The organism is Pseudomonas sp. SCB32 (assembly GCF_009189165.1).
Taxonomy (GTDB): domain Bacteria; phylum Pseudomonadota; class Gammaproteobacteria; order Pseudomonadales; family Pseudomonadaceae; genus Pseudomonas.
Genome location: NZ_CP045118.1, coordinates 5,951,967 through 5,968,429 on the forward strand (window position 1 = coordinate 5,951,967; position 16,463 = coordinate 5,968,429).

Genomic DNA, 16,463 nt, shown 5'->3' on the forward strand with positions numbered 1-16,463 from the left:
GCTCCACCCATCCTACAGAAGCACCGTAGGGTGGAGCATTCACAGGGCCAGAACAGCCGACCGGCGCAGCCCGAAGAACTCCAGCTCGGCCAGCAGCAGGACCACCACCGCCTGCCCGATGACGAAGGCGTAGCCCAAAGTGGTCGGCTGCACGTATCCGGTCACCAGCAGGGCGGCGCTCTCGACCACCCATAGCGCATTCAGGGCGATCACCACCCAGACGCCAGTCCGCGAGAGCATCGCCTGGTTGCTCATCCAGTAGAGCACCAGCGCCAGTGGCAGGAGCACGATGCCGGCCACCATCAGCAGGATGAAGGGCAGACCGAACAGCTCGCCCAGCGGTTGCGCTGCCAGGGCCATCAGCAGGCCCATGGCGCCACCGGCGATGGCATCGACTTTCAGGGTGAGACGAAGCAGCGGGGACGGTTGCAGCAGAGCCATGGCGAAGTCTCCTTCAACGATCGCCACCGGTTGGCGGCGTGTGGCTGCAGAATCCGCCCCCGCCGGACGCCAGTCGATTACCTGCCAGGTAATGGCCGGGCCGCTTACCTGGGTCTATCGTTCGATCCCATGAACAGCCCAGCCCACAACAATCCGACACAGCCTGTCGGCGCCCTGCTCCGCCAATGGCGCCAGCGCCGCCGACTCAGCCAGCTCGACCTCGCTTGCGACGCAGAGATTTCCACGCGCCACCTGAGCTTCGTCGAAACCGGACGCGCCCTGCCCAGCCGCGAGATGCTCCTGCATCTGGCCGAACAGCTGGACATCCCCCTGCGCGAACGCAACCGCCTGCTCAGCGCCGCCGGCTACGCCCCGGTGTATTCGGAGAAGGGCCTGGACGACCCGGCGCTGACCGTGGCGAGGCAGGCCATCGACCAGCTGCTCAAGGCCCACGAGCCGAACCCGGCAATGGTGGTGGACCGGCACTGGAACCTGCTGGCGTCCAATCGCACGGTGGATATCTTCCTGATCGGCGTCGACCCGGAGCTGCTGCAGCCGCCGATCAACGTGCTGCGCATGAGCCTGCACCCCAAGGGGCTGGCACCGCGCATCCTCAACCTGGGGCCGTGGAAGGCCCATGTGGTGGAGCGCCTTCAGCGCGACTACGAAGCCAGCGGCGACCCAGCGCTGGCAGCATTGCGCGACGAGGTGGCGGCCTATCCGGCACCGCCCTACGACGAGGCGGCCAATGGCGACATGGTGCTGATCCCGGTACAGCTGCAGACGGAGCTGGGCGTATGCAGCCTGATCGGCACCATCACGGTGTTCGGCACGCCGGTGGACGTGACACTGTCGGAGCTGGCCCTGGAAACCTTCTTCCCGGCCGACCCCGACAGCGCCCGAATCCTGCGCCAGCTCAGCGGCGCGGAGTGAGCGTCAGGCGGTCGCCTTCTTCTCGCGGATGCAGGTGGGGCCAGCGCGCTCTTCCACGGCGTGGCGCACTTCGTCGCGCAGGCCGAGCAGGAAGGCCGCTTCGGCGGCGACGAACAGCGGACCGACGATCAGCCCGGTGAGGTCATCGACGAACGCCGGCTTGCGGCCTTCGTACCAGTGGCCGACGAACTGGATGACCCAGCCCACCACGAACAGGCCGATGCCCCAGGTGAGCCAGGACGCGGTGGTGCCGGCGGCCAGCGCCGCGCCGATCCACAGCGACAGCGCCAGCAGCACGGTCATCAGCAGGCCGAAACGCAGGTCCAGACGCAGGTAGAACACCACAGAGGCCAGCGCCAGCAACGTGGCGGGCGCCAGGGTCAGGCCGAGCAACTCGACGCCGGGGCGCGACAGCAGGGTGGCAATGGACAGCACGATCATCGGGATCCCGATGAAGTGGCTGACGATGTTCCGCCGGTCACGGTGGTAGGCGGCATATTGGGCAAGGTAGTCGACCAGACTTTTCATTGTTGTTCTCCCGCAAGGTACTGGCATGATGGCGTTGCGCGCTTTCCCACTCTGTCAGTTAGCCGACAAAGCCCATGACCGACGCCAAACCCTACCTGCCCCGCCTCGAACAAGGCCGCTGGTTCCAGGCCCTGCCCGAAGGCCTGCGCCACGCCTTGTGTGACGCCGCCGTAGTGCGCCGCCTACCCGCCGGGCAGCGCCTGTTCGCTCGTGGCGACGCGCCCTGCGGCCTGTATTGCGTAGTGGAAGGCGCGATGCGCGTCAGCGTCGTCGGCGAGACCGGCAAGGAAGCGCTGCTGGCGCTGGTGGAAGCGCCCAACTGGTTCGGCGAGATCTGCCTGTTCGACGGCCAGCCGCGCACCCACGACGCCTACGCCGAGGGCGCCACCGTGCTCCTGCAGGTGCCCCTGGCGCCGCTGCAGGCGCTGCTGGCGCAACACCCGGAATACTGGCGCGACTTCGCCCTGCTGATGAGCCACAAGCTGCGCATCACCTTCGCCGTGCTGGAGGAGCTGTCGCTGCTGCCGGCCGCACCGCGCCTGGCCCGGCGCCTGCTGATGATCGCCGAGGGCTACGGCGAGTCGGCCACCGCCAAGCGCGCACTGCATCTGCCGCAGGAGCAGCTCGCGGCGATGCTCTCGCTGTCGCGGCAGACCACCAACCAGATCCTCAAGGACCTCGAGGCCCAGGGCATCCTGCGCCTGAGCTACGGCGGCATCGAGATCCTCGACCGCGAGCGCCTGCGCCACGCGGCACATGCCTAAGCGCGCAAGCTGACGAATCCTCCTTTTGGATGGTTGCAGCGGCGCCGTTCGGCGCTAGCCTTGGAGTTGCTGCGACCCAGTCGCCCAAAGCCAGCCCCCGGCGCCTGGCGCGGCACACAATAACAACAAGGAAACGCCCGCCATGCTCCGAAAGCTCGATGTGCTTCGCGGTATTTTGCTGTGCTGTTTCGGACTCCTCGCCCTCTCCGCCCAGGCCAACCTGCCCAGTGAAGAACTGCAGCTGCAGACCTTGCAGGTCTACACCTGCCGCTCGATCAACAGCCTGCTGTTGCTGCGCGGCGAAGGCTTCCAGGAGGGCCACGCCGCCCAACTGGAGAAAGACCTGGCCACGCTGGATCAGGCGATCAGGACCTACCCCAAGGCCGATGAGGCGCTGAAAAAGGCCCATACGGACTTCGTTACGCAAATACGCAATGGCGTTTCCTACGGCCCCAAGGAAGAGGACCTGCCCTGGCGCTACAACCAGGACCTCAGCCGCGCCCTGCGCGACCTGCTGGGCCAGATCGAACGCTTCGTCCCGGCCAGCGCCGACATCAATCAGCTGCCGCTGTGGGAGCTGCCCGTGCGGGTCGAATTCCTCGCCACCCAGTACCTGGGCCGTGCCTACCTGAGCGGACTGGAACTGGCGCGCGAGCAGCCCCAGGTCTATCTGGGGCAGGACGAGAGCGTGCTGGTGCCGATGCTCTCGCAGCGCATCGCACAACTGCCGGACACCGACGCGACCAAGAAGCTGCGCACCCGCTGGGAGTACCTGAGCAAGGCGCTGCAGGACATGAACAGCAAGAGCAGCACCGTGGTCAGCGCCTCGGGCCGGCCCTGGGCGCCGATCATCGTCGAACGCAACGCGCGGGCGGTATCCGGCCAACTGATACAGCTCAGCCAGCAGTAGCGCTTCAGGCGGGTATCGGCTCAGCCTCGCTCACCGGCTGTACCACAGGCACCACCGCCTGCACCGGGCGCTCCAGTTCGTCCCGATCGAGCAATGCTGCGCGCCCCACCAGCCGTTCATCCGGGGCGCGGGCGATCTTCGGGTTCTTGTCCGGGTAATCCAGGCTGTGCAGGAAGTGGCGCAGGCAGTTGAGCCTCGCGCGCTTCTTGTCGTCGGACTTGATCACCACCCAGGGCGCATCGGCGGTATCGGTGTGGAAGAACATCGCTTCCTTGGCCTGGGTGTAGTCGTCCCACCTGTCCAGCGACTGGATATCGATGGACGACAGCTTCCAGTGCTTGAGCGGATCATCGCGGCGCGAGACGAAGCGCCGCAGCTGCTCCTCGCGGCTGACCGAGAACCAGTACTTGAAGATGTGGATGCCGTTGCGCACCAGCATGCGCTCCAGCTCCGGCGTCTGCTGCATGAACTCCAGGTACTGGCGTGGCGAGCAGAAGCCCATCACCCGCTCGACGCCGGCGCGGTTGTACCAGGAGCGGTCGAAGAAGACGATCTCGCCGGCCGTGGGCAGGTGCTGGATGTAGCGCTGGAAGTACCACTGGCCACGCTCGGCGTCGCTGGGTTTCTCCAGCGCGATGACCCGCGCGCCGCGCGGGTTGAGGTGCTCCATGAAGCGTTTGATGGTGCCGCCCTTGCCGGCAGCGTCGCGACCCTCGAAGAGCACGACGATGCGCTGGCCGGTTTCCTTCACCCAGCTCTGCACCTTCAGCAGCTCGATCTGCAGTTCGGCCTTCTGCGCCTCGTATTCCTTGCGTTGCAGGCGCTTGCGGTAGGGATAGGCCTGCGGCAGGTCGGCGGACGAGGAGTCCTCGTTGCTGCCGCGCGGCGCCATGGCCACGCTCAGCGCGACCGGGCCATGGCTCTGGGCGATGATCTGCTCGCCGCCCTCGGTGGGTGCTGTGTCGGCAATGACGGAAAGAAGCTTGGGATCGGGCTGGGGCATGGTCTCCTCCTGTGAGACGTAACGGCTGCAAGGGATAACCTCCACTTTGCGGACCGCGACAACTGCCCCTCTTGACCGGCATCAATTCCCCTGTCGAGGTACGGCCAGGGAAATTTCCGGATATTCCCGAGCCGTCCTACAGCCAGCCTTTGAACTTGAACCAGTAGTAGGGAATGATCGCCGAGACCACCATCGCCACCAGCGCCATCGGGTAGCCGGCCATCCAGGCCAGCTCCGGCATGTGCTGGAAGTTCATGCCGTAGACCGTGCCGACCAGGGTCGGCGGCAGGAACAATACGGCGGCGATGGAAAACACCTTGATGATGCTGTTCTGCTCGATGTTGATCAGGCCCAGGGTGGCGTCCAGCAGGAAGGTGATCTCCCCGGCCATCTTCGACTGGTACTCGCTCAGCGAGCGCACGTCGCGCTCCACCGACTTCATGCCCAGCTTCACCTCTTCGCTGATCCAGCCGTTGCTGCCCTGGCGGAAGTACGACAGCGGCCGACTGATGCTCAGGAGACTCTCATTGAGCTTGGACAGCAGCGAGTTGCCCCGCCCCAGTTGCTTGACGATCCCCTGCAGGTCGGCCTTGCCGCCCTTGGCCTGACCTTCCTGAAAGATGCCGTTGGACAGCGAATCGAGCTGCTGCTGGACCGTTTCCAGCACGTCGGCGATGCGGTCCACCACGCTGTCCATCAGGGTCACGAACAGCTGATCGCTCCTGCCCTCGCAGCCGCCGCGCTGGGTGCGCGTCTCGAAGGTGCGGAAGGCCAACAGGTCGGTGTAGCGCACCGTCACCAACCAGTTCGGGGTCAGCACGCAGGTGACCTCCGAGGTGCTCGGCTTGTGCTCGCGAATGCCGCCGACGACGGTGGTGGTCATGTACAGCGCGCCGTTGCTCTCGTAGAAGCGCGAGGAATCCTCGATCTCGGCCATTTCCTCGCGGGTCGGCACGTCCACCGCAATGATCGACTCCAGCAACTGTTCCTCCTCGGCGGTGGGCCGGAACAGGTCGATCCACAGGGTGTCCTTGGGCATGCCATGGCATTCGCTGCCGTTGTGGCGCACCAGGCGGTCGCCGACGAGGGTGTAATAGGTGATCATGTCGCCCGACAATCCATCCACAGCCTGAAGTTGCCCCGCAGGTTGGCCAACTTCGGGCCTCTTCACAAGCCCACCGGAGTGCAATGTGATGACCGACCAAGACGATGGCGAAGAGTCCTTCGCCGAAGACACCCTGATCCAGGCCATCGAGAACCAGATCGAGAGCGAGAGCCCACCCGCCGCCCGCGCGGTGTTCAACAAGCTCACCCTGGTCGGCTACGAGCGCGAGGATGCGCTGCACCTGATGGCCCTGGTACTCGCCCACGAAATCGAGGCCATGCTGGCCGAAGACCGCGCATTCAACGGCGAGTGGTACGAGCAGGCCTTGCGCGCACTGCCGACCCTGCCCGGCGAGGATGAGTGACGGCGCTTGCGGAACAGCCCGGACTTGAGACTACACTGGGGTCTCACTGACCATTGGGAGTTGGGTGTATGGCCTTCACGAAAGATATGGTTGCGGAACTGGACCTGCTGGCGCTCTTCGATCTGGAGAACAGCCAGGCGGGATTGAAAGTCCACCATGACGCCTCGCGGGACACCGTCGCTGCCGCCGAGCGCCTGCACGCCAAAGGGCTGATCGACAAACCCGACGGCGGTTATCTGACCAGCCTCGGGATCGACGCCGCCGAACACGCCCAGGTCCTGCTCGGCATCCTGCGCAGCTGACCTCAAGACTCGCCTCGAACGGGCGATAACCTGGCAAATTTTCGGGCGCCGCACCACCTGATGCGGCGCCACTGGCCAGGCAGCAGTACGCCATGACGCTCACCCCCGAGATTCGCCCGGACATCGACGACGGTATCGACCGCAAGGTATTGGCGCAGCTGCGCCAGCGCTTCCTGACGGTCAATGCCGGCCGCCTGCGGCGCGCCACCGAGGCGCTGTCCACGCGCCAGCAACTGGTGCTGAAGCTGCTGCCGCTACTGCTGGACGTGAACCATCCGCTGCTGCCCGGCTATGTGTCGGCGGCCACGCCAGCGGGCCTGTCCGGCTTCGTCCCGGACGACGAGCTCCTCGCCGAGGCCCAGCGCCTGACCCGCTCCTTCAGCTACAAGACGCGTCGCGGCAACCCGCCCTTGCCGATCCACGGCCTGTTCCTGATGGGCAGCCTGGGCACCGTCGCCCAGGCCGAACAGAGCGACCTGGACCTGTGGGTCTGCCACGCTTCCGATCTTTCCCCGCAGGAGCTCTCCGAACTGCGCCGCAAGTGCGACCTGCTGGAGCAATGGGCCGCGACCCAGGGCGCCGAGGTGCACTGCTTCTTCATCGAACCGCAGCGCTTCACCCAGGGCGCGCGCGAGGCCCGCCTGACCTCCGACGACTGCGGCACCAGCCAGCACTACCTGCTGCTCGACGAGTTCTATCGCACCGCCATCTGGCTCGGCGGGCGCACGCCGCTGTGGTGGCTGGTGCCGGTCTACGAAGAAGGCCGCTACGCCGAATATTGCGAGACGCTGCTGAGCAAGCGTTTCATCCGCGCCGACGATGTCCTCGACCTCGGCCACCTGGCGCGCATTCCACCCGGCGAATTCATCGGCGCGGGCATGTGGCAACTGTTCAAGGGTATCGAGTCACCCTACAAGTCGGTGCTCAAGCTCCTGCTCACCGAGGTCTACGCCAGCGAGCACCCCAGCGTTGCCTGTCTGAGCCTGCGCTACAAACAGGCGATCTACGCCGGGCGGCTCGACGAGGAAGAGCTCGACCCCTACGTGATGCTCTACCGCCGCCTGGAGGAATACCTGGCGGCACGCGGCGAGCGGGAGCGCCTGGAACTGGTCCGCCGCTGCCTGTACCTCAAGGTCGGCAAGAAGCTCAGCCGCCCGCCGCGCCAGGGCCGCAAGAGCTGGCAGCGCAAGCTGATGGAGCGTCTTTCCGCTGAGTGGAACTGGGACAGCCGCACCTTCGGGCTGCTCGACAGCCGCAGCCAGTGGAAGGTCCGCCAGGTGCTGCTGGAACGCCGCGCGCTGGTCAACGAACTGACCCATAGCTACCGCTTCCTCTCGCAGTTCGCCCGCCTGCAGCAGGCCGCCAGCGGCATCAATCCGCGCGACCTGAACGTGCTCGGCCGGCGCCTGTATGCCGCCTTCGAGCGCAAGGCCGGCAAGGTCGAGTTCATCAATCCGGGTATTGCCCCGGATGTCGCCGAAGACACCCTCACCCTCGCCCAGCTGCCCGCCGAAGCCGGCAAGCCGCCGTTCTGGGCGTTGTTCGGCGGTAGCCTGTCGCGGCAGGAAATGGCCGACTTCGCCCCGCTGCGCCGGTCCCGCGACCTGATGGAACTGCTGGCCTGGAGTCACCGCAACGGCGTGATCGACGCCACCACGCGGCTCTCCCTGCAACCGGGCGCCAGCGACCTCAACGAATTCGAATTGCAGAACCTGCTGGGCTGCCTGCAACAAGCCTTCCCGCTGCCCCTTGCCGACGTGCCGGAAAGCGCCCTGCTGCGCAGCAGCGTGCCGGCGCAGACACTGATCCTGGTGAACGTCGGCCTCGACCCATTGCGCCAGCACAGCCAGATGAACGTGCATATGACCACCGAGCGCACCGACTCGCTCGGTTACTCCGGCGTGCGCGACAACCTGGTGCTGACCCTCGACCAGATCACCCTGAACAGCTGGAACGAGCTGGTGGTCAACCGCTTCGCCGGGCCCCACGCGTTGCTCGACTGCCTGCGCGACTTCCTCAACAGCCTGCCCACCGATGCCCCGCCACCGCGTCTGTTGGTCCGCTGCTTCTGTCGCAACCGCGCAGTGGCCATCGCCCAGCGCGTGGAGGACCTGATCCGCGACGCCCACGGACAGCTCGCCAGTGGACGCGGCGGACGCTACCTGCTGCAGGTGCAGCAGCACTTCCACCTGCTGCAACTGACCCCCGGCGATGTCAGCCATCGGGCGGTGGAGGGTTTGCCGGCACTGATCGAACACCTGGGCGACACCCAGCAGGACAACGGTTTCCTGCAACTGGACCGGCATGCCCTGGAGGGCGAAGACCTGGCGCTGATCCTGCCGCTGGGCCGCGCCAACTGCGTGCAGGTGTTCTATCGCCTGGACGAGGGCAATGCCGAAATCAGCGTCCTCGACGAACGCAACGCGCTCTGGCGCCGCCGCCAGGCCTACGACAGCGAGGAAAGCCTGCTGCTGCCGCTGCAACGCTTCCTGCAATCGGTGCAGTACCGGCGCAATGCGCTGCTGCCGCTGCTGGAGGAAGGCCAGGGCGCGGTGGGCGCGGAGATTCTGTTCTATGAGGTACTGCCCAACGGCCACCAGCGCGCCCAGCGGATCGAACGGCGCAGCGCGCCGCAGGCGCTGGAAGCACTGCCCTACTACAACGTGCAGGCGATCATCGAGCCCGGCGACGGGCAACGCGCCCGCACCACGCTGTACTGCAACCACCGCGAATTCTCCGAACTGGAGTACGGCGACGGGCTGTTCCAGGCAGTGGCCAGGCACATCCTCGGCCAGCGCAGCGGCCAGGAGCGGTATCCCTGCTACATCACCGACCTCGACCTGTCGGCGATGCAGGAAGGCGGCGAACTACAGACGGTGCATTTCCTGCGTTACAAGCAGAGCCTGGAGCAGGCTCTGAACCGGGCGCTGGCCGAGGCCTGAAGGGCCGCGGCGCGAAGCGCCCAGTGGTGGGTCTGCGGAGAACCGAAGGATCAGCGATCGAAGTCGCCGGCAGCCTCGGGCTGGTATTCCACTTCCAGCAGGGTCAGCTTCAGGGTCTTGCCACTGGGTGCCGGCCAATCGATGCTCTGGCCGGTGGTCAGGCCCAGTAGCGCAGTGCCCACCGGAGCCAGGATCGACACCTTGCCATCACCGCCGACGTCGGCCGGGTAGACCAGCGTCAGGTGATATTCCTTGCCACTGCCTTCCTCGCGGCAGCGCACGGTGGAATTCATCGTGACCACGCCCGGCGGTACCTCGTCGTGGCCAACGACCGTGGCACGGGCCAGCTCGGCCTCCAGCGCCTCGGCAGCGGGGCCGTACTCATCCAGGCTGTCGAGCAGGCGCTCCAGACGTTGCAGGTCGAGTCGAGTAACGGTGATGGGTGTCGTGGTCATGATGGTTGGCAGTCTCCTTACAGGAGAGCCCCGGACGCTCGCGCGTTCGGGGCCCTGGTTCATTCTGGCGGCGAACGCCATCGGGTATCGAAAGCGTTCCGGAATTCGAAAAATGAAAAACCCCGCCCTAAGGCGGGGTTTTTCTGGACACTAACACAGCGCAGAAAATAAGCAATACCAACCAGTCACCACTCGGGTGAGCGGTTGTTTCGGCGCTTTTCGCAGTCCGCCAGGATCGCCCGGCGCCGCTCGCCGTCCGCTCCGTTCCACTCCAGGATTTCGCCCAGGGTGCGGCCACAGCCGAGGCAGACGTCCGCGTCGTCCAGGCAACAGCGCCGGCAGCAGGGCGAGGCAACGCTCGCCTGCGGCTCAGATGCCGGGGAAGTCGACATCCTCGCCCGCCTGCTCCAGGGTCGCGCGGTTGAGCAGCGCCCCCAGCGGCTCGCGGGTGCTGGCGCTGATCCACAGCGAGCCGGATTCGTCGTAGTCGAAGTGGAAGCCGCCGGAGCGCGCCGCCACCCACAGCTGGCGCAGGGCCGGCTGGCGGCTGAGGATCAGCTGGGTGCCGTTCTCGAAGCGCACGGTCAGTACGCCGCTGGAGTTTTCCAGGTCCACGTCCAGGTCGCTGTCGTCGAAGGCGTCCTCCACCGTTGCCTGTACGGCATCCACCAGGTCATGGAAGCGGGCTTCGCTCAAAGTGCTCATGCATCGTCCTCGGGATCGGTCAAAGGCGTCAGTTTACGCCGGTATTCGCCCAGACTCTGCCCCGTCCAGCGCCGGAATGCGCGGGCGAGCGAACCGGCCTCGCTGAAACCCAGCAGATAGGCGATGTCGGCGCTGTCCAGCGCCGGGTCGCGCAGGTAGTGCAGCACCAGTTGCTGGCGGGTTTCATCCAGCAGTTGGCTGAAGGAGAGGCCGATGTCGCGCAGCCGGCGCTGCAAGGTGCGCGGGCTCAGGGCAAGGGCCTGAGACAGACGCTCCAGGTCCGCGCCCTGTTCCGGCAACTGGCGCGCCAGCTCCAGGCGGGCGCGATCAAGCACGTTGTCTCCCTTGTTGATTTCCGCGAGCAGGCGCTCGGCGTAGGCGTCCAGGGTGCGCCGTACCTCGGCGTCGGCCTGGCCCAGCGGCAGGTTCAGCAGGCGCCTGGGGAAGACCAGGGCATTGTCCGGCTGGTCGAACAGCACCGGGCAGCGGAAGATGCGCTCATGCTCGCGGGTATCCGCCGGCGCAGGGTGGCTGAAACGCACCTCGAACGGCGCCTCGTCCACGCCACTGACCCAGTGACCGAAGCTGACCCAGCCGGCCAGCGTCTCTTCGCTCATCTGGCGCTGCTGTTGCGGCAGCAGCGGCTCCCAGCTGTGCTTCACCAACGCCTCGCAACCCGCGCGCGGCGGCTCGTCGGCCAGCTCCACGCGGCCCAGGTTACCCACCAGCGCGGCATAGCGCGCCTGGCGATGCAGGGCGTCGGCAAGGGTCGCGCAACTCATGATCAGGTAACCCAGCACGCCGTAGTAACCGGGGCGTACCGCCTCGCCCAGGTGCAGGCCGAGATTGCCGTCACCGCTCAGCCGCACGCCGGCGCCCACCAGCTCCAGGTAGGCACTGGCGGCGATGCGCTGGTCGCGCTGGCTGAGGATCGACGGTTCCAGGCGCACCGTCGCCAGCAGTTGCGCCGGATCGACGCCCTGGCGCTGCAGATGCTCCACGAGGCCCTTCAGGTAGGCCACCGACACCGAACTGGGCAGGGGATCGCGATAGTCCATCGAGCATTCCGTTTTTTTGTCGGCATCCTACCGGGAAGGCCCGCCGGGCGGGAGCCCGCTTGAATAGGCAAGCCGGCGGGGGGTCGGTATACTCCGGTCCAATTGACGCTTTATTACAAGGATTCCGCCATGAAGCGACTGATGCTTCCCTTCGTCGCGCTGGCCGTACTGACCGCCGCGCTGGCCGGCTGTGGCCAGAAAGGCCCGCTGTACCTGCCGGACGACCAGAAGGCCAAGAGCGAACACAGCAAGGACCGCTACGGTCTCTGAGGGCGCTTCCCATGGACGCCTTCAACGTCCGCGACGGGCAGCCGATCGCGGAGGCCGTGTCGTATTCGGCGATCGCCGCGCGTATCGGCACGCCGACCTGTGCAATGGGCGACTTCTTCGCCCGGCTGCACAGCCCCGCCCCGGAAGAAGGTGACCTGCTGGCCGTTCGTTCGGCCGGCGCCTATGGTTTCGTGATGAGTTCCAACTACAACACCCGGGGCCGCGCCGCCGAGGTGCTGGTGGATGGCTCGGCCGCGCACGAAGTGCGTCGCCGCGAGACGATACAAGAGCTATTCGCCGGCGAAAGCCTGCTGCCGGACTGAGGCCGAGACGACGATGCTTCTGCGCTTTACCAAGATGCATGGGCTGGGTAATGACTTCATGGTCCTGGACCTGGTCAGCCAGCACGCCCATGTGCAACCACGCCACGTGAAACAGTGGGGCGACCGCAATTTCGGGGTCGGTTTCGATCAACTGCTGATCGTCGAGCCGCCGAGCACACCGGAGGCGGATTTCCGCTACCGCATCTTCAACTGCGACGGTACCGAGGTTGAACAGTGCGGCAACGGCGCGCGCTGCTTCGCCCGCTTCGTGGTCGACAAACGCCTGACGGTGAAGAAGACCATTCGCGTGGAAACCAAGGGCGGGATGATCGAACTGACCCTGACCAACGATGGCCAGGTCACGGTCAACATGGGCGCACCGCGCCTGACGCCCGAACAGGTGCCGTTCCAGGCCGACGCCGAGGCGCTGAGCTACCCCGTCGAAGTGGACGGCCAGCGCTTCGAGCTCGCCGCGATCTCCATGGGCAACCCGCACGGCGTGCTGCGCGTGGATGACGTGGACAGCGCCCCGGTACGCACCCTGGGACCGAAACTGGAAGTCCACGAAAGCTTCCCGCAGAAGGCCAACATCGGCTTCCTGCAGGTGGTGAACCCGAACCAGGCGCGCCTGCGCGTCTGGGAGCGCGGCGTCGGCGAGACGCTGGCCTGCGGCACCGGCGCCTGCGCGGCGGCGGTCGCCGGCATCCGTCAGGGCTGGCTGCAATCGCCGGTACAGATCGAGCTTCCCGGCGGACGGTTGTCCATCGAGTGGGCAGGACCGGGTCAGCCCGTTATGATGACCGGGCCCGCGGTGCGGGTCTTCGAAGGCCAGGTACGTCTATAACCGGGACGCTTATGACCACCGATACCCAGGAACCGACCGTTACGCTCGAAGCCGACCAGGTTGCCGACTATCTCCGTCGGCACCCGGAGTTCTTCGTCGACCATGACGAGCTGATCCCGGAGATGCGCATCCCGCACCAGCCGGGCGATGCCGTGTCGCTGGTGGAGCGCCAGGTGCGTCTGCTGCGCGAGCGCAACATCGAGATGCGCCATCGACTGTCGCAGCTGATGGACGTGGCCCGCGAAAACGACCGGCTGTTCGACAAGACCCGCCGGCTGGTGCTCGACCTGCTCGACGCCACCAGCCTGGAAGACATCGTCAGCACCGTGGAAGACAGCCTGCGTCACGAATTCCAGGTGCCCTTCGTCAGCCTGATCCTGTTCAGCGACAACAACCTGCCGGTGGGCCGCTCGGTGAGCAGTGCCGAGGCGCACCAGGCGATTGGCGGCCTGCTGTCGGGCGGCAAGACCGTTTGCGGCGTACTGCGTCCCCACGAGCTGGCCTTCCTGTTCTGCGAAGACGAACGCGAGCAGGTCGGCTCCGCCGCCGTGGTGCCGCTGACCTTCCAGGGCCTGCACGGCGTACTGGCGATCGGCAGCCCCGATCCGCAGCACTACAAGAGCTCCCTGGGCACCCTGTTCCTCGGCTATGTCGCCGAAGTCCTCGCGCGGACCCTGCCGCGTTTCTCCACGCCGCTGCGGTCGGTCAGATAAGAGCGGCGGCACACCTCACGCTGTAAGCTGCAAGAGCATGCATGCTGTACTTGGAGCTGACGCTTGAAGCTTGAAGCCGACATCGACGCCTACATGGAACACCTGCGCAGCGAACGCCAGGTGTCCGTCCACACGCTCGATGGCTACCGCCGCGACCTCGCACGCCTGGCCACACTCTGCGAGAAAGCCTCGATCACCGACTGGCCGGCGCTGCAGGTGCGCGAGCTGCGCCTGTTCGTCGCCCGCCTGCACCAGCAGGGCCTGGCCAGCCGCAGCCTGGCACGCTTGCTCTCGGCTACCCGCGGGCTGTTCCAGTACCTGATCCGCGAGGGCCGCTGCCGGCACAACCCGGCCGACGGTCTCTCCGCACCCAAGGGCGCGCGCAAGCTGCCGCGCACCCTCGACACCGACCGCACCGCGCAGCTGCTCGACGGCGGCGTAGAGGACGACTTCATCGCCCGCCGCGACCAGGCCGTGCTGGAGCTGTTCTATTCCTCCGGCCTGCGCCTGTCCGAACTGGTCGGCCTCGACCTGGAATGGCTCGACCTCAAGGAAGGTCTCGTGCGCGTGCACGGCAAGGGCAACAAGGTCCGCGAGCTGCCGGTGGGTCGCGCGGCGCGGCAGGCCATCGCGGCCTGGCTGCCCCTGCGCGCGCTGGCCTCGCCGCAGGACAACGCGGTATTCATCGGCCGCAGCGGCAAGCGCCTGACGCCGCGCGCCATTCAACTGCGGGTGCGCGAGGCCGGCGTGCGCGAGCTCGGCCAGCACCTGCACCCGCACATGCTGCGACACTCCTTCGCCAGCCACATGCTGGAGTCGTCGCAGGACCTGCGTGCCGTACAGGAACTGCTCGGCCACGCCGACATCGCCACCACGCAGATCTACACCCACCTGGATTTCCAACACCTCGCCTCGGTCTATGACCAGGCGCACCCGCGGGCGCGCCGCAAGCACGACGGCGAGCCGGGAGCTGAAGAATGAGTATCCGTCTGGTCACCTTCGACCTCGATGACACGCTGTGGGACGTCACCCCGGTGATGAACAGCGCGGAAGCCACCCTGCGCGAATGGCTGGCGGTGAACGCCGCACGGCTCGGCCCGGTGCCCATCGAGCACCTGTGGGCGATCCGCTCGCGGCTGATGGAACAGGACCCGATGCTCAAGCACCGCCTGAGCGAACTGCGTCGGCGCATCCTGCTCCACGCGCTGCTCGACGCCGGATATCCACAGGTCGAGGCGCGCGAGCTGGCCGAAGCCGGTTTCCAGGCCTTTCTCCACGCGCGGCACCAGGTGGCGCTGTTCCCCGAGGTACACCCGACGCTGGAACGGCTGGCCAATCGGTTCATCCTGGGCGTGCTCACCAATGGCAATGCCGATGTTCGCCGGCTGGGGCTGGCCGATTACTTCCAGTTTGCGCTGTGCGCGGAAGAGCTGGGCGTCGGCAAGCCCGATCCGCATCCGTTCCAGGAAGCGCTCAAGCGCGGCGGCGTAACGGCGGAGCACGCGGTTCACATTGGCGACCATCCCAGCGACGACATTGCCGGGGCTCGGCGCGCGGGGATGAAGGCGATCTGGTTCAATCCGGCGCGCAAGGTGTGGGACGGCGAGGAAGCGCCCAGCGCGATCATTCACAACCTGGCGGAGCTGCCGGCGGTGTTGGCAAAACTCTGAGGCTTCAGCTTTTGTAGGAGCGCGCCATGCGCGCGAATCGCGGGCATGGCCCGCTCCTACAGGGGACACCCGCACGAGCCGGCACATCCCGTAGGGTGTGACGCGCGAACACCAATAGACGCTGAAATCGCGCAAACAGACATGAAAAAGCCCCGCCATTCCCTCTCGGGAGTGGCGGGGCTTTTTCATGTCACGTCAGATATCAGATAGGGCGGCTGCCGTATTTGCTATCCGGCTTCTTGGGCGGATCGGCGACCACGTTGGGTTCGATCTCCTGCACCTTGCCACCGCGAGTGAGGAAGTCCTCCATCGCCTTGGCCAGGGCATCGCGCTCCTTCTGCTTGGCTTCGACCGAGGGCAGTTCCTCTTCCTCTACCGAGGCCTTGGCTTTCTTGCCACCGCCCTTGGAAGAAGGGGCTTCATCCCCATCGCCGCTGTCTGCTTCGGTATCGCCATCGTCAGCCGCGGCGAGTTCCTCGCCATCGTCCTCGTCGGCGCCGTCCAGCTCGTCCTGTTCCAGTTCTTCGTCGCTCATTATTCAACCTCTGTGGTGCTGCAAAGCACGTTAGTTATAGCCCAGCTGCGCGCTTTGACGAACGCAGCTGGAAAAAATTCACACAAGCTCGCCCTGCCAGGTCGCCACTATCCTGCGCGGGCCCCCGTGGTCACGGTGCTCGCCGAGATAGATACCCTGCCAGGTGCCCATTGCCAAGTGGCCATCCTGTATCGGCAGGGTCAGCTGGCAGCCCAGCAGGCTGGCCTTGAAGTGCGCCGGCAAATCGTCAGGGCCTTCGTAATCATGTTCGTAACCGCCCTCGCCCTGCGGCACCAGGCGATTGAAGAATCGCTCGAAGTCGCGGCGCACCGAGGGATCGGCATTTTCGTTCACCGTCAGCGATGCCGAGGTGTGCTGCAAAAGCAGGTGCAGCAGACCGACGCGGCACTGCGCGAGTTCCGGCAACGCGGCCAGAACTTCCTCGGTGACCAGGTGGAAACCTCGCGAACGAGGGCGCAGGGTGATGGATTTCTGCTGCCACATGGCGGGCCCTCCTCCGTCGGGAACGGTGATGCGCGCGCATTCTAGCGTGATGCTCAAAAAAACAAAGGGCGCCCGTAGGCGCCCTTCGTCGAAC

At 66.1% G+C, this 16,463-nt stretch carries 21 protein-coding genes and 1 pseudogene; 12 read left to right on the top strand and 10 right to left on the bottom strand.

The window, feature by feature from the left end; all coding sequences use genetic code 11:
- Positions 1-39 precede the first annotated feature (39 nt).
- The gene (locus tag GA645_RS27070; RefSeq protein ID WP_152227234.1) at positions 40-441 is read right to left on the bottom strand and encodes a hypothetical protein; all 402 of its coding nucleotides are present in this window, start codon (positions 439-441) and stop codon (positions 40-42) included.
- Positions 442-570: 129 nt separating this feature from the next.
- On the opposite strand from GA645_RS27070, the gene GA645_RS27075 reads away from it, so the two are divergent.
- On the top strand, positions 571-1,374 hold the full coding sequence (locus tag GA645_RS27075; protein WP_152227236.1) for a helix-turn-helix domain-containing protein: 804 nt from the start codon (positions 571-573) through the stop codon (positions 1,372-1,374).
- A gap of 3 nt (positions 1,375-1,377) precedes the next feature.
- On the opposite strand, the gene GA645_RS27080 is transcribed toward GA645_RS27075, so the two are convergent.
- Positions 1,378-1,902 (bottom strand): DUF962 domain-containing protein, encoded by a 525-nt coding sequence (locus GA645_RS27080; protein ID WP_152227238.1) that lies wholly within the window; start codon positions 1,900-1,902, stop codon positions 1,378-1,380.
- Between the two features lie 74 nt (positions 1,903-1,976).
- On the opposite strand from GA645_RS27080, the gene GA645_RS27085 reads away from it, so the two are divergent.
- Together GA645_RS27085 and GA645_RS27090 are read left to right on the top strand one after the other, a co-directional pair.
- The gene (locus GA645_RS27085; protein WP_152227240.1) at positions 1,977-2,666 is read left to right on the top strand and encodes a Crp/Fnr family transcriptional regulator; all 690 of its coding nucleotides are present in this window, start codon (positions 1,977-1,979) and stop codon (positions 2,664-2,666) included.
- Between the two features lie 142 nt (positions 2,667-2,808).
- Positions 2,809-3,576: a hypothetical protein gene (locus tag GA645_RS27090; protein WP_152227241.1), complete on the top strand. Its 768-nt coding sequence runs from the start codon at positions 2,809-2,811 to the stop codon at positions 3,574-3,576.
- Between the two features lie 4 nt (positions 3,577-3,580).
- Here the strand turns inward: GA645_RS27090 and ppk2 are convergent, their stop codons facing one another.
- Positions 3,581-4,468 (bottom strand): polyphosphate kinase 2, encoded by an 888-nt coding sequence (gene ppk2, locus GA645_RS27095; protein ID WP_256676218.1) that lies wholly within the window; start codon positions 4,466-4,468, stop codon positions 3,581-3,583.
- A 247-nt stretch (positions 4,469-4,715) separates the two neighbouring features.
- Positions 4,716-5,684, bottom strand: a complete 969-nt coding sequence (locus GA645_RS27100) for a magnesium transporter CorA family protein (protein WP_152227245.1) — start codon at positions 5,682-5,684, stop codon at positions 4,716-4,718.
- Between the two features lie 88 nt (positions 5,685-5,772).
- Between GA645_RS27100 and GA645_RS27105 the strand changes: the two genes are divergently transcribed.
- From GA645_RS27105 to GA645_RS27115, 3 genes are all read left to right on the top strand, one after another.
- Positions 5,773-6,048: a hypothetical protein gene (locus tag GA645_RS27105; protein WP_152227247.1), complete on the top strand. Its 276-nt coding sequence runs from the start codon at positions 5,773-5,775 to the stop codon at positions 6,046-6,048.
- 68 nt (positions 6,049-6,116) lie between these two features.
- Positions 6,117-6,350 (top strand): TIGR02647 family protein, encoded by a 234-nt coding sequence (locus tag GA645_RS27110; RefSeq protein ID WP_152227249.1) that lies wholly within the window; start codon positions 6,117-6,119, stop codon positions 6,348-6,350.
- A gap of 92 nt (positions 6,351-6,442) precedes the next feature.
- Positions 6,443-9,292 (top strand): class I adenylate cyclase, encoded by a 2,850-nt coding sequence (locus GA645_RS27115; RefSeq protein ID WP_152227251.1) that lies wholly within the window; start codon positions 6,443-6,445, stop codon positions 9,290-9,292.
- 50 nt (positions 9,293-9,342) lie between these two features.
- Here GA645_RS27115 and rnk read toward each other — a convergent pair whose 3' ends face one another.
- The 4 genes from rnk to GA645_RS27135 all read right to left on the bottom strand — a co-directional run bounded on the left by rnk (position 9,343) and on the right by GA645_RS27135 (position 11,510).
- Positions 9,343-9,747, bottom strand: coding sequence for a nucleoside diphosphate kinase regulator (rnk, locus tag GA645_RS27120; protein ID WP_152227253.1), 405 nt, complete (start codon positions 9,745-9,747; stop codon positions 9,343-9,345).
- 185 nt (positions 9,748-9,932) lie between these two features.
- Entirely contained in the window at positions 9,933-10,139 is a 207-nt protein-coding gene (locus GA645_RS27125) for a DUF1289 domain-containing protein (RefSeq protein ID WP_152227255.1), read from the bottom strand.
- Positions 10,117-10,452 carry an iron donor protein CyaY gene (gene cyaY, locus GA645_RS27130; protein WP_152227257.1) on the bottom strand — a complete coding sequence of 112 codons (336 nt, stop codon included), beginning with the start codon at positions 10,450-10,452 and terminating at the stop codon, positions 10,117-10,119. The genes GA645_RS27125 and cyaY overlap by 23 nt, the downstream gene beginning before the upstream one ends.
- Positions 10,449-11,510 carry an AraC family transcriptional regulator gene (locus GA645_RS27135; protein WP_152227259.1) on the bottom strand — a complete coding sequence of 354 codons (1,062 nt, stop codon included), beginning with the start codon at positions 11,508-11,510 and terminating at the stop codon, positions 10,449-10,451. Before GA645_RS27135 ends, cyaY begins: the two co-directional genes overlap by 4 nt.
- Before the next feature lie 129 nt (positions 11,511-11,639).
- Between GA645_RS27135 and GA645_RS27140 the strand changes: the two genes are divergently transcribed.
- From GA645_RS27140 to GA645_RS27165, 6 genes and pseudogenes are all read left to right on the top strand, one after another.
- Positions 11,640-11,780 (top strand): lipoprotein, encoded by a 141-nt coding sequence (locus GA645_RS27140; RefSeq protein ID WP_152227261.1) that lies wholly within the window; start codon positions 11,640-11,642, stop codon positions 11,778-11,780.
- 92 nt (positions 11,781-11,872) lie between these two features.
- Positions 11,873-12,103, top strand: a pseudogene (locus GA645_RS28880) (diaminopimelate decarboxylase); the annotation flags it as partial.
- A 13-nt stretch (positions 12,104-12,116) separates the two neighbouring features.
- Complete coding sequence (gene dapF / locus GA645_RS27150; protein WP_152227265.1) at positions 12,117-12,947, top strand: diaminopimelate epimerase; 831 nt, start codon at positions 12,117-12,119, stop codon at positions 12,945-12,947.
- Between the two features lie 11 nt (positions 12,948-12,958).
- Positions 12,959-13,660, top strand: coding sequence for a DUF484 family protein (locus GA645_RS27155; RefSeq protein WP_152227267.1), 702 nt, complete (start codon positions 12,959-12,961; stop codon positions 13,658-13,660).
- Between the two features lie 93 nt (positions 13,661-13,753).
- Complete coding sequence (xerC, locus tag GA645_RS27160; protein ID WP_152228337.1) at positions 13,754-14,641, top strand: tyrosine recombinase XerC; 888 nt, start codon at positions 13,754-13,756, stop codon at positions 14,639-14,641.
- Positions 14,638-15,330, top strand: a complete 693-nt coding sequence (locus tag GA645_RS27165; protein ID WP_152227269.1) for an HAD family hydrolase — start codon at positions 14,638-14,640, stop codon at positions 15,328-15,330. Before xerC ends, GA645_RS27165 begins: the two co-directional genes overlap by 4 nt.
- A 202-nt stretch (positions 15,331-15,532) precedes the next feature.
- Here GA645_RS27165 and sutA read toward each other — a convergent pair whose 3' ends face one another.
- A complete protein-coding gene (gene sutA, locus GA645_RS27170) occupies positions 15,533-15,865 on the bottom strand; it encodes a transcriptional regulator SutA (protein WP_152227271.1) in 333 nt (110 codons plus the stop codon).
- A 78-nt stretch (positions 15,866-15,943) separates the two neighbouring features.
- The gene (locus GA645_RS27175) at positions 15,944-16,369 is read right to left on the bottom strand and encodes a secondary thiamine-phosphate synthase enzyme YjbQ (RefSeq protein WP_152227273.1); all 426 of its coding nucleotides are present in this window, start codon (positions 16,367-16,369) and stop codon (positions 15,944-15,946) included.
- Between the last annotated feature and the right edge of the window lie 94 nt (positions 16,370-16,463).

Coding starts and splice junctions, on each gene's coding strand:
- GA645_RS27070 (WP_152227234.1), bottom strand. CDS start 441: ATGGCTCTGCTGCAACCGTCCCCGCTGCTTCGTCTCACCCTGAAAGTC.
- GA645_RS27075 (WP_152227236.1), top strand. CDS start 571: ATGAACAGCCCAGCCCACAACAATCCGACACAGCCTGTCGGCGCCCTG.
- GA645_RS27080 (WP_152227238.1), bottom strand. CDS start 1,902: ATGAAAAGTCTGGTCGACTACCTTGCCCAATATGCCGCCTACCACCGT.
- GA645_RS27085 (WP_152227240.1), top strand. CDS start 1,977: ATGACCGACGCCAAACCCTACCTGCCCCGCCTCGAACAAGGCCGCTGG.
- GA645_RS27090 (WP_152227241.1), top strand. CDS start 2,809: ATGCTCCGAAAGCTCGATGTGCTTCGCGGTATTTTGCTGTGCTGTTTC.
- ppk2 (WP_256676218.1), bottom strand. CDS start 4,468: ATGGCGCCGCGCGGCAGCAACGAGGACTCCTCGTCCGCCGACCTGCCG.
- GA645_RS27100 (WP_152227245.1), bottom strand. CDS start 5,684: ATGATCACCTATTACACCCTCGTCGGCGACCGCCTGGTGCGCCACAAC.
- GA645_RS27105 (WP_152227247.1), top strand. CDS start 5,773: ATGACCGACCAAGACGATGGCGAAGAGTCCTTCGCCGAAGACACCCTG.
- GA645_RS27110 (WP_152227249.1), top strand. CDS start 6,117: ATGGCCTTCACGAAAGATATGGTTGCGGAACTGGACCTGCTGGCGCTC.
- GA645_RS27115 (WP_152227251.1), top strand. CDS start 6,443: ATGACGCTCACCCCCGAGATTCGCCCGGACATCGACGACGGTATCGAC.
- rnk (WP_152227253.1), bottom strand. CDS start 9,747: ATGACCACGACACCCATCACCGTTACTCGACTCGACCTGCAACGTCTG.
- GA645_RS27125 (WP_152227255.1), bottom strand. CDS start 10,139: ATGTCGACTTCCCCGGCATCTGAGCCGCAGGCGAGCGTTGCCTCGCCC.
- cyaY (WP_152227257.1), bottom strand. CDS start 10,452: ATGAGCACTTTGAGCGAAGCCCGCTTCCATGACCTGGTGGATGCCGTA.
- GA645_RS27135 (WP_152227259.1), bottom strand. CDS start 11,510: ATGGACTATCGCGATCCCCTGCCCAGTTCGGTGTCGGTGGCCTACCTG.
- GA645_RS27140 (WP_152227261.1), top strand. CDS start 11,640: ATGAAGCGACTGATGCTTCCCTTCGTCGCGCTGGCCGTACTGACCGCC.
- dapF (WP_152227265.1), top strand. CDS start 12,117: ATGCTTCTGCGCTTTACCAAGATGCATGGGCTGGGTAATGACTTCATG.
- GA645_RS27155 (WP_152227267.1), top strand. CDS start 12,959: ATGACCACCGATACCCAGGAACCGACCGTTACGCTCGAAGCCGACCAG.
- xerC (WP_152228337.1), top strand. CDS start 13,754: ATGGAACACCTGCGCAGCGAACGCCAGGTGTCCGTCCACACGCTCGAT.
- GA645_RS27165 (WP_152227269.1), top strand. CDS start 14,638: ATGAGTATCCGTCTGGTCACCTTCGACCTCGATGACACGCTGTGGGAC.
- sutA (WP_152227271.1), bottom strand. CDS start 15,865: ATGAGCGACGAAGAACTGGAACAGGACGAGCTGGACGGCGCCGACGAG.
- GA645_RS27175 (WP_152227273.1), bottom strand. CDS start 16,369: ATGTGGCAGCAGAAATCCATCACCCTGCGCCCTCGTTCGCGAGGTTTC.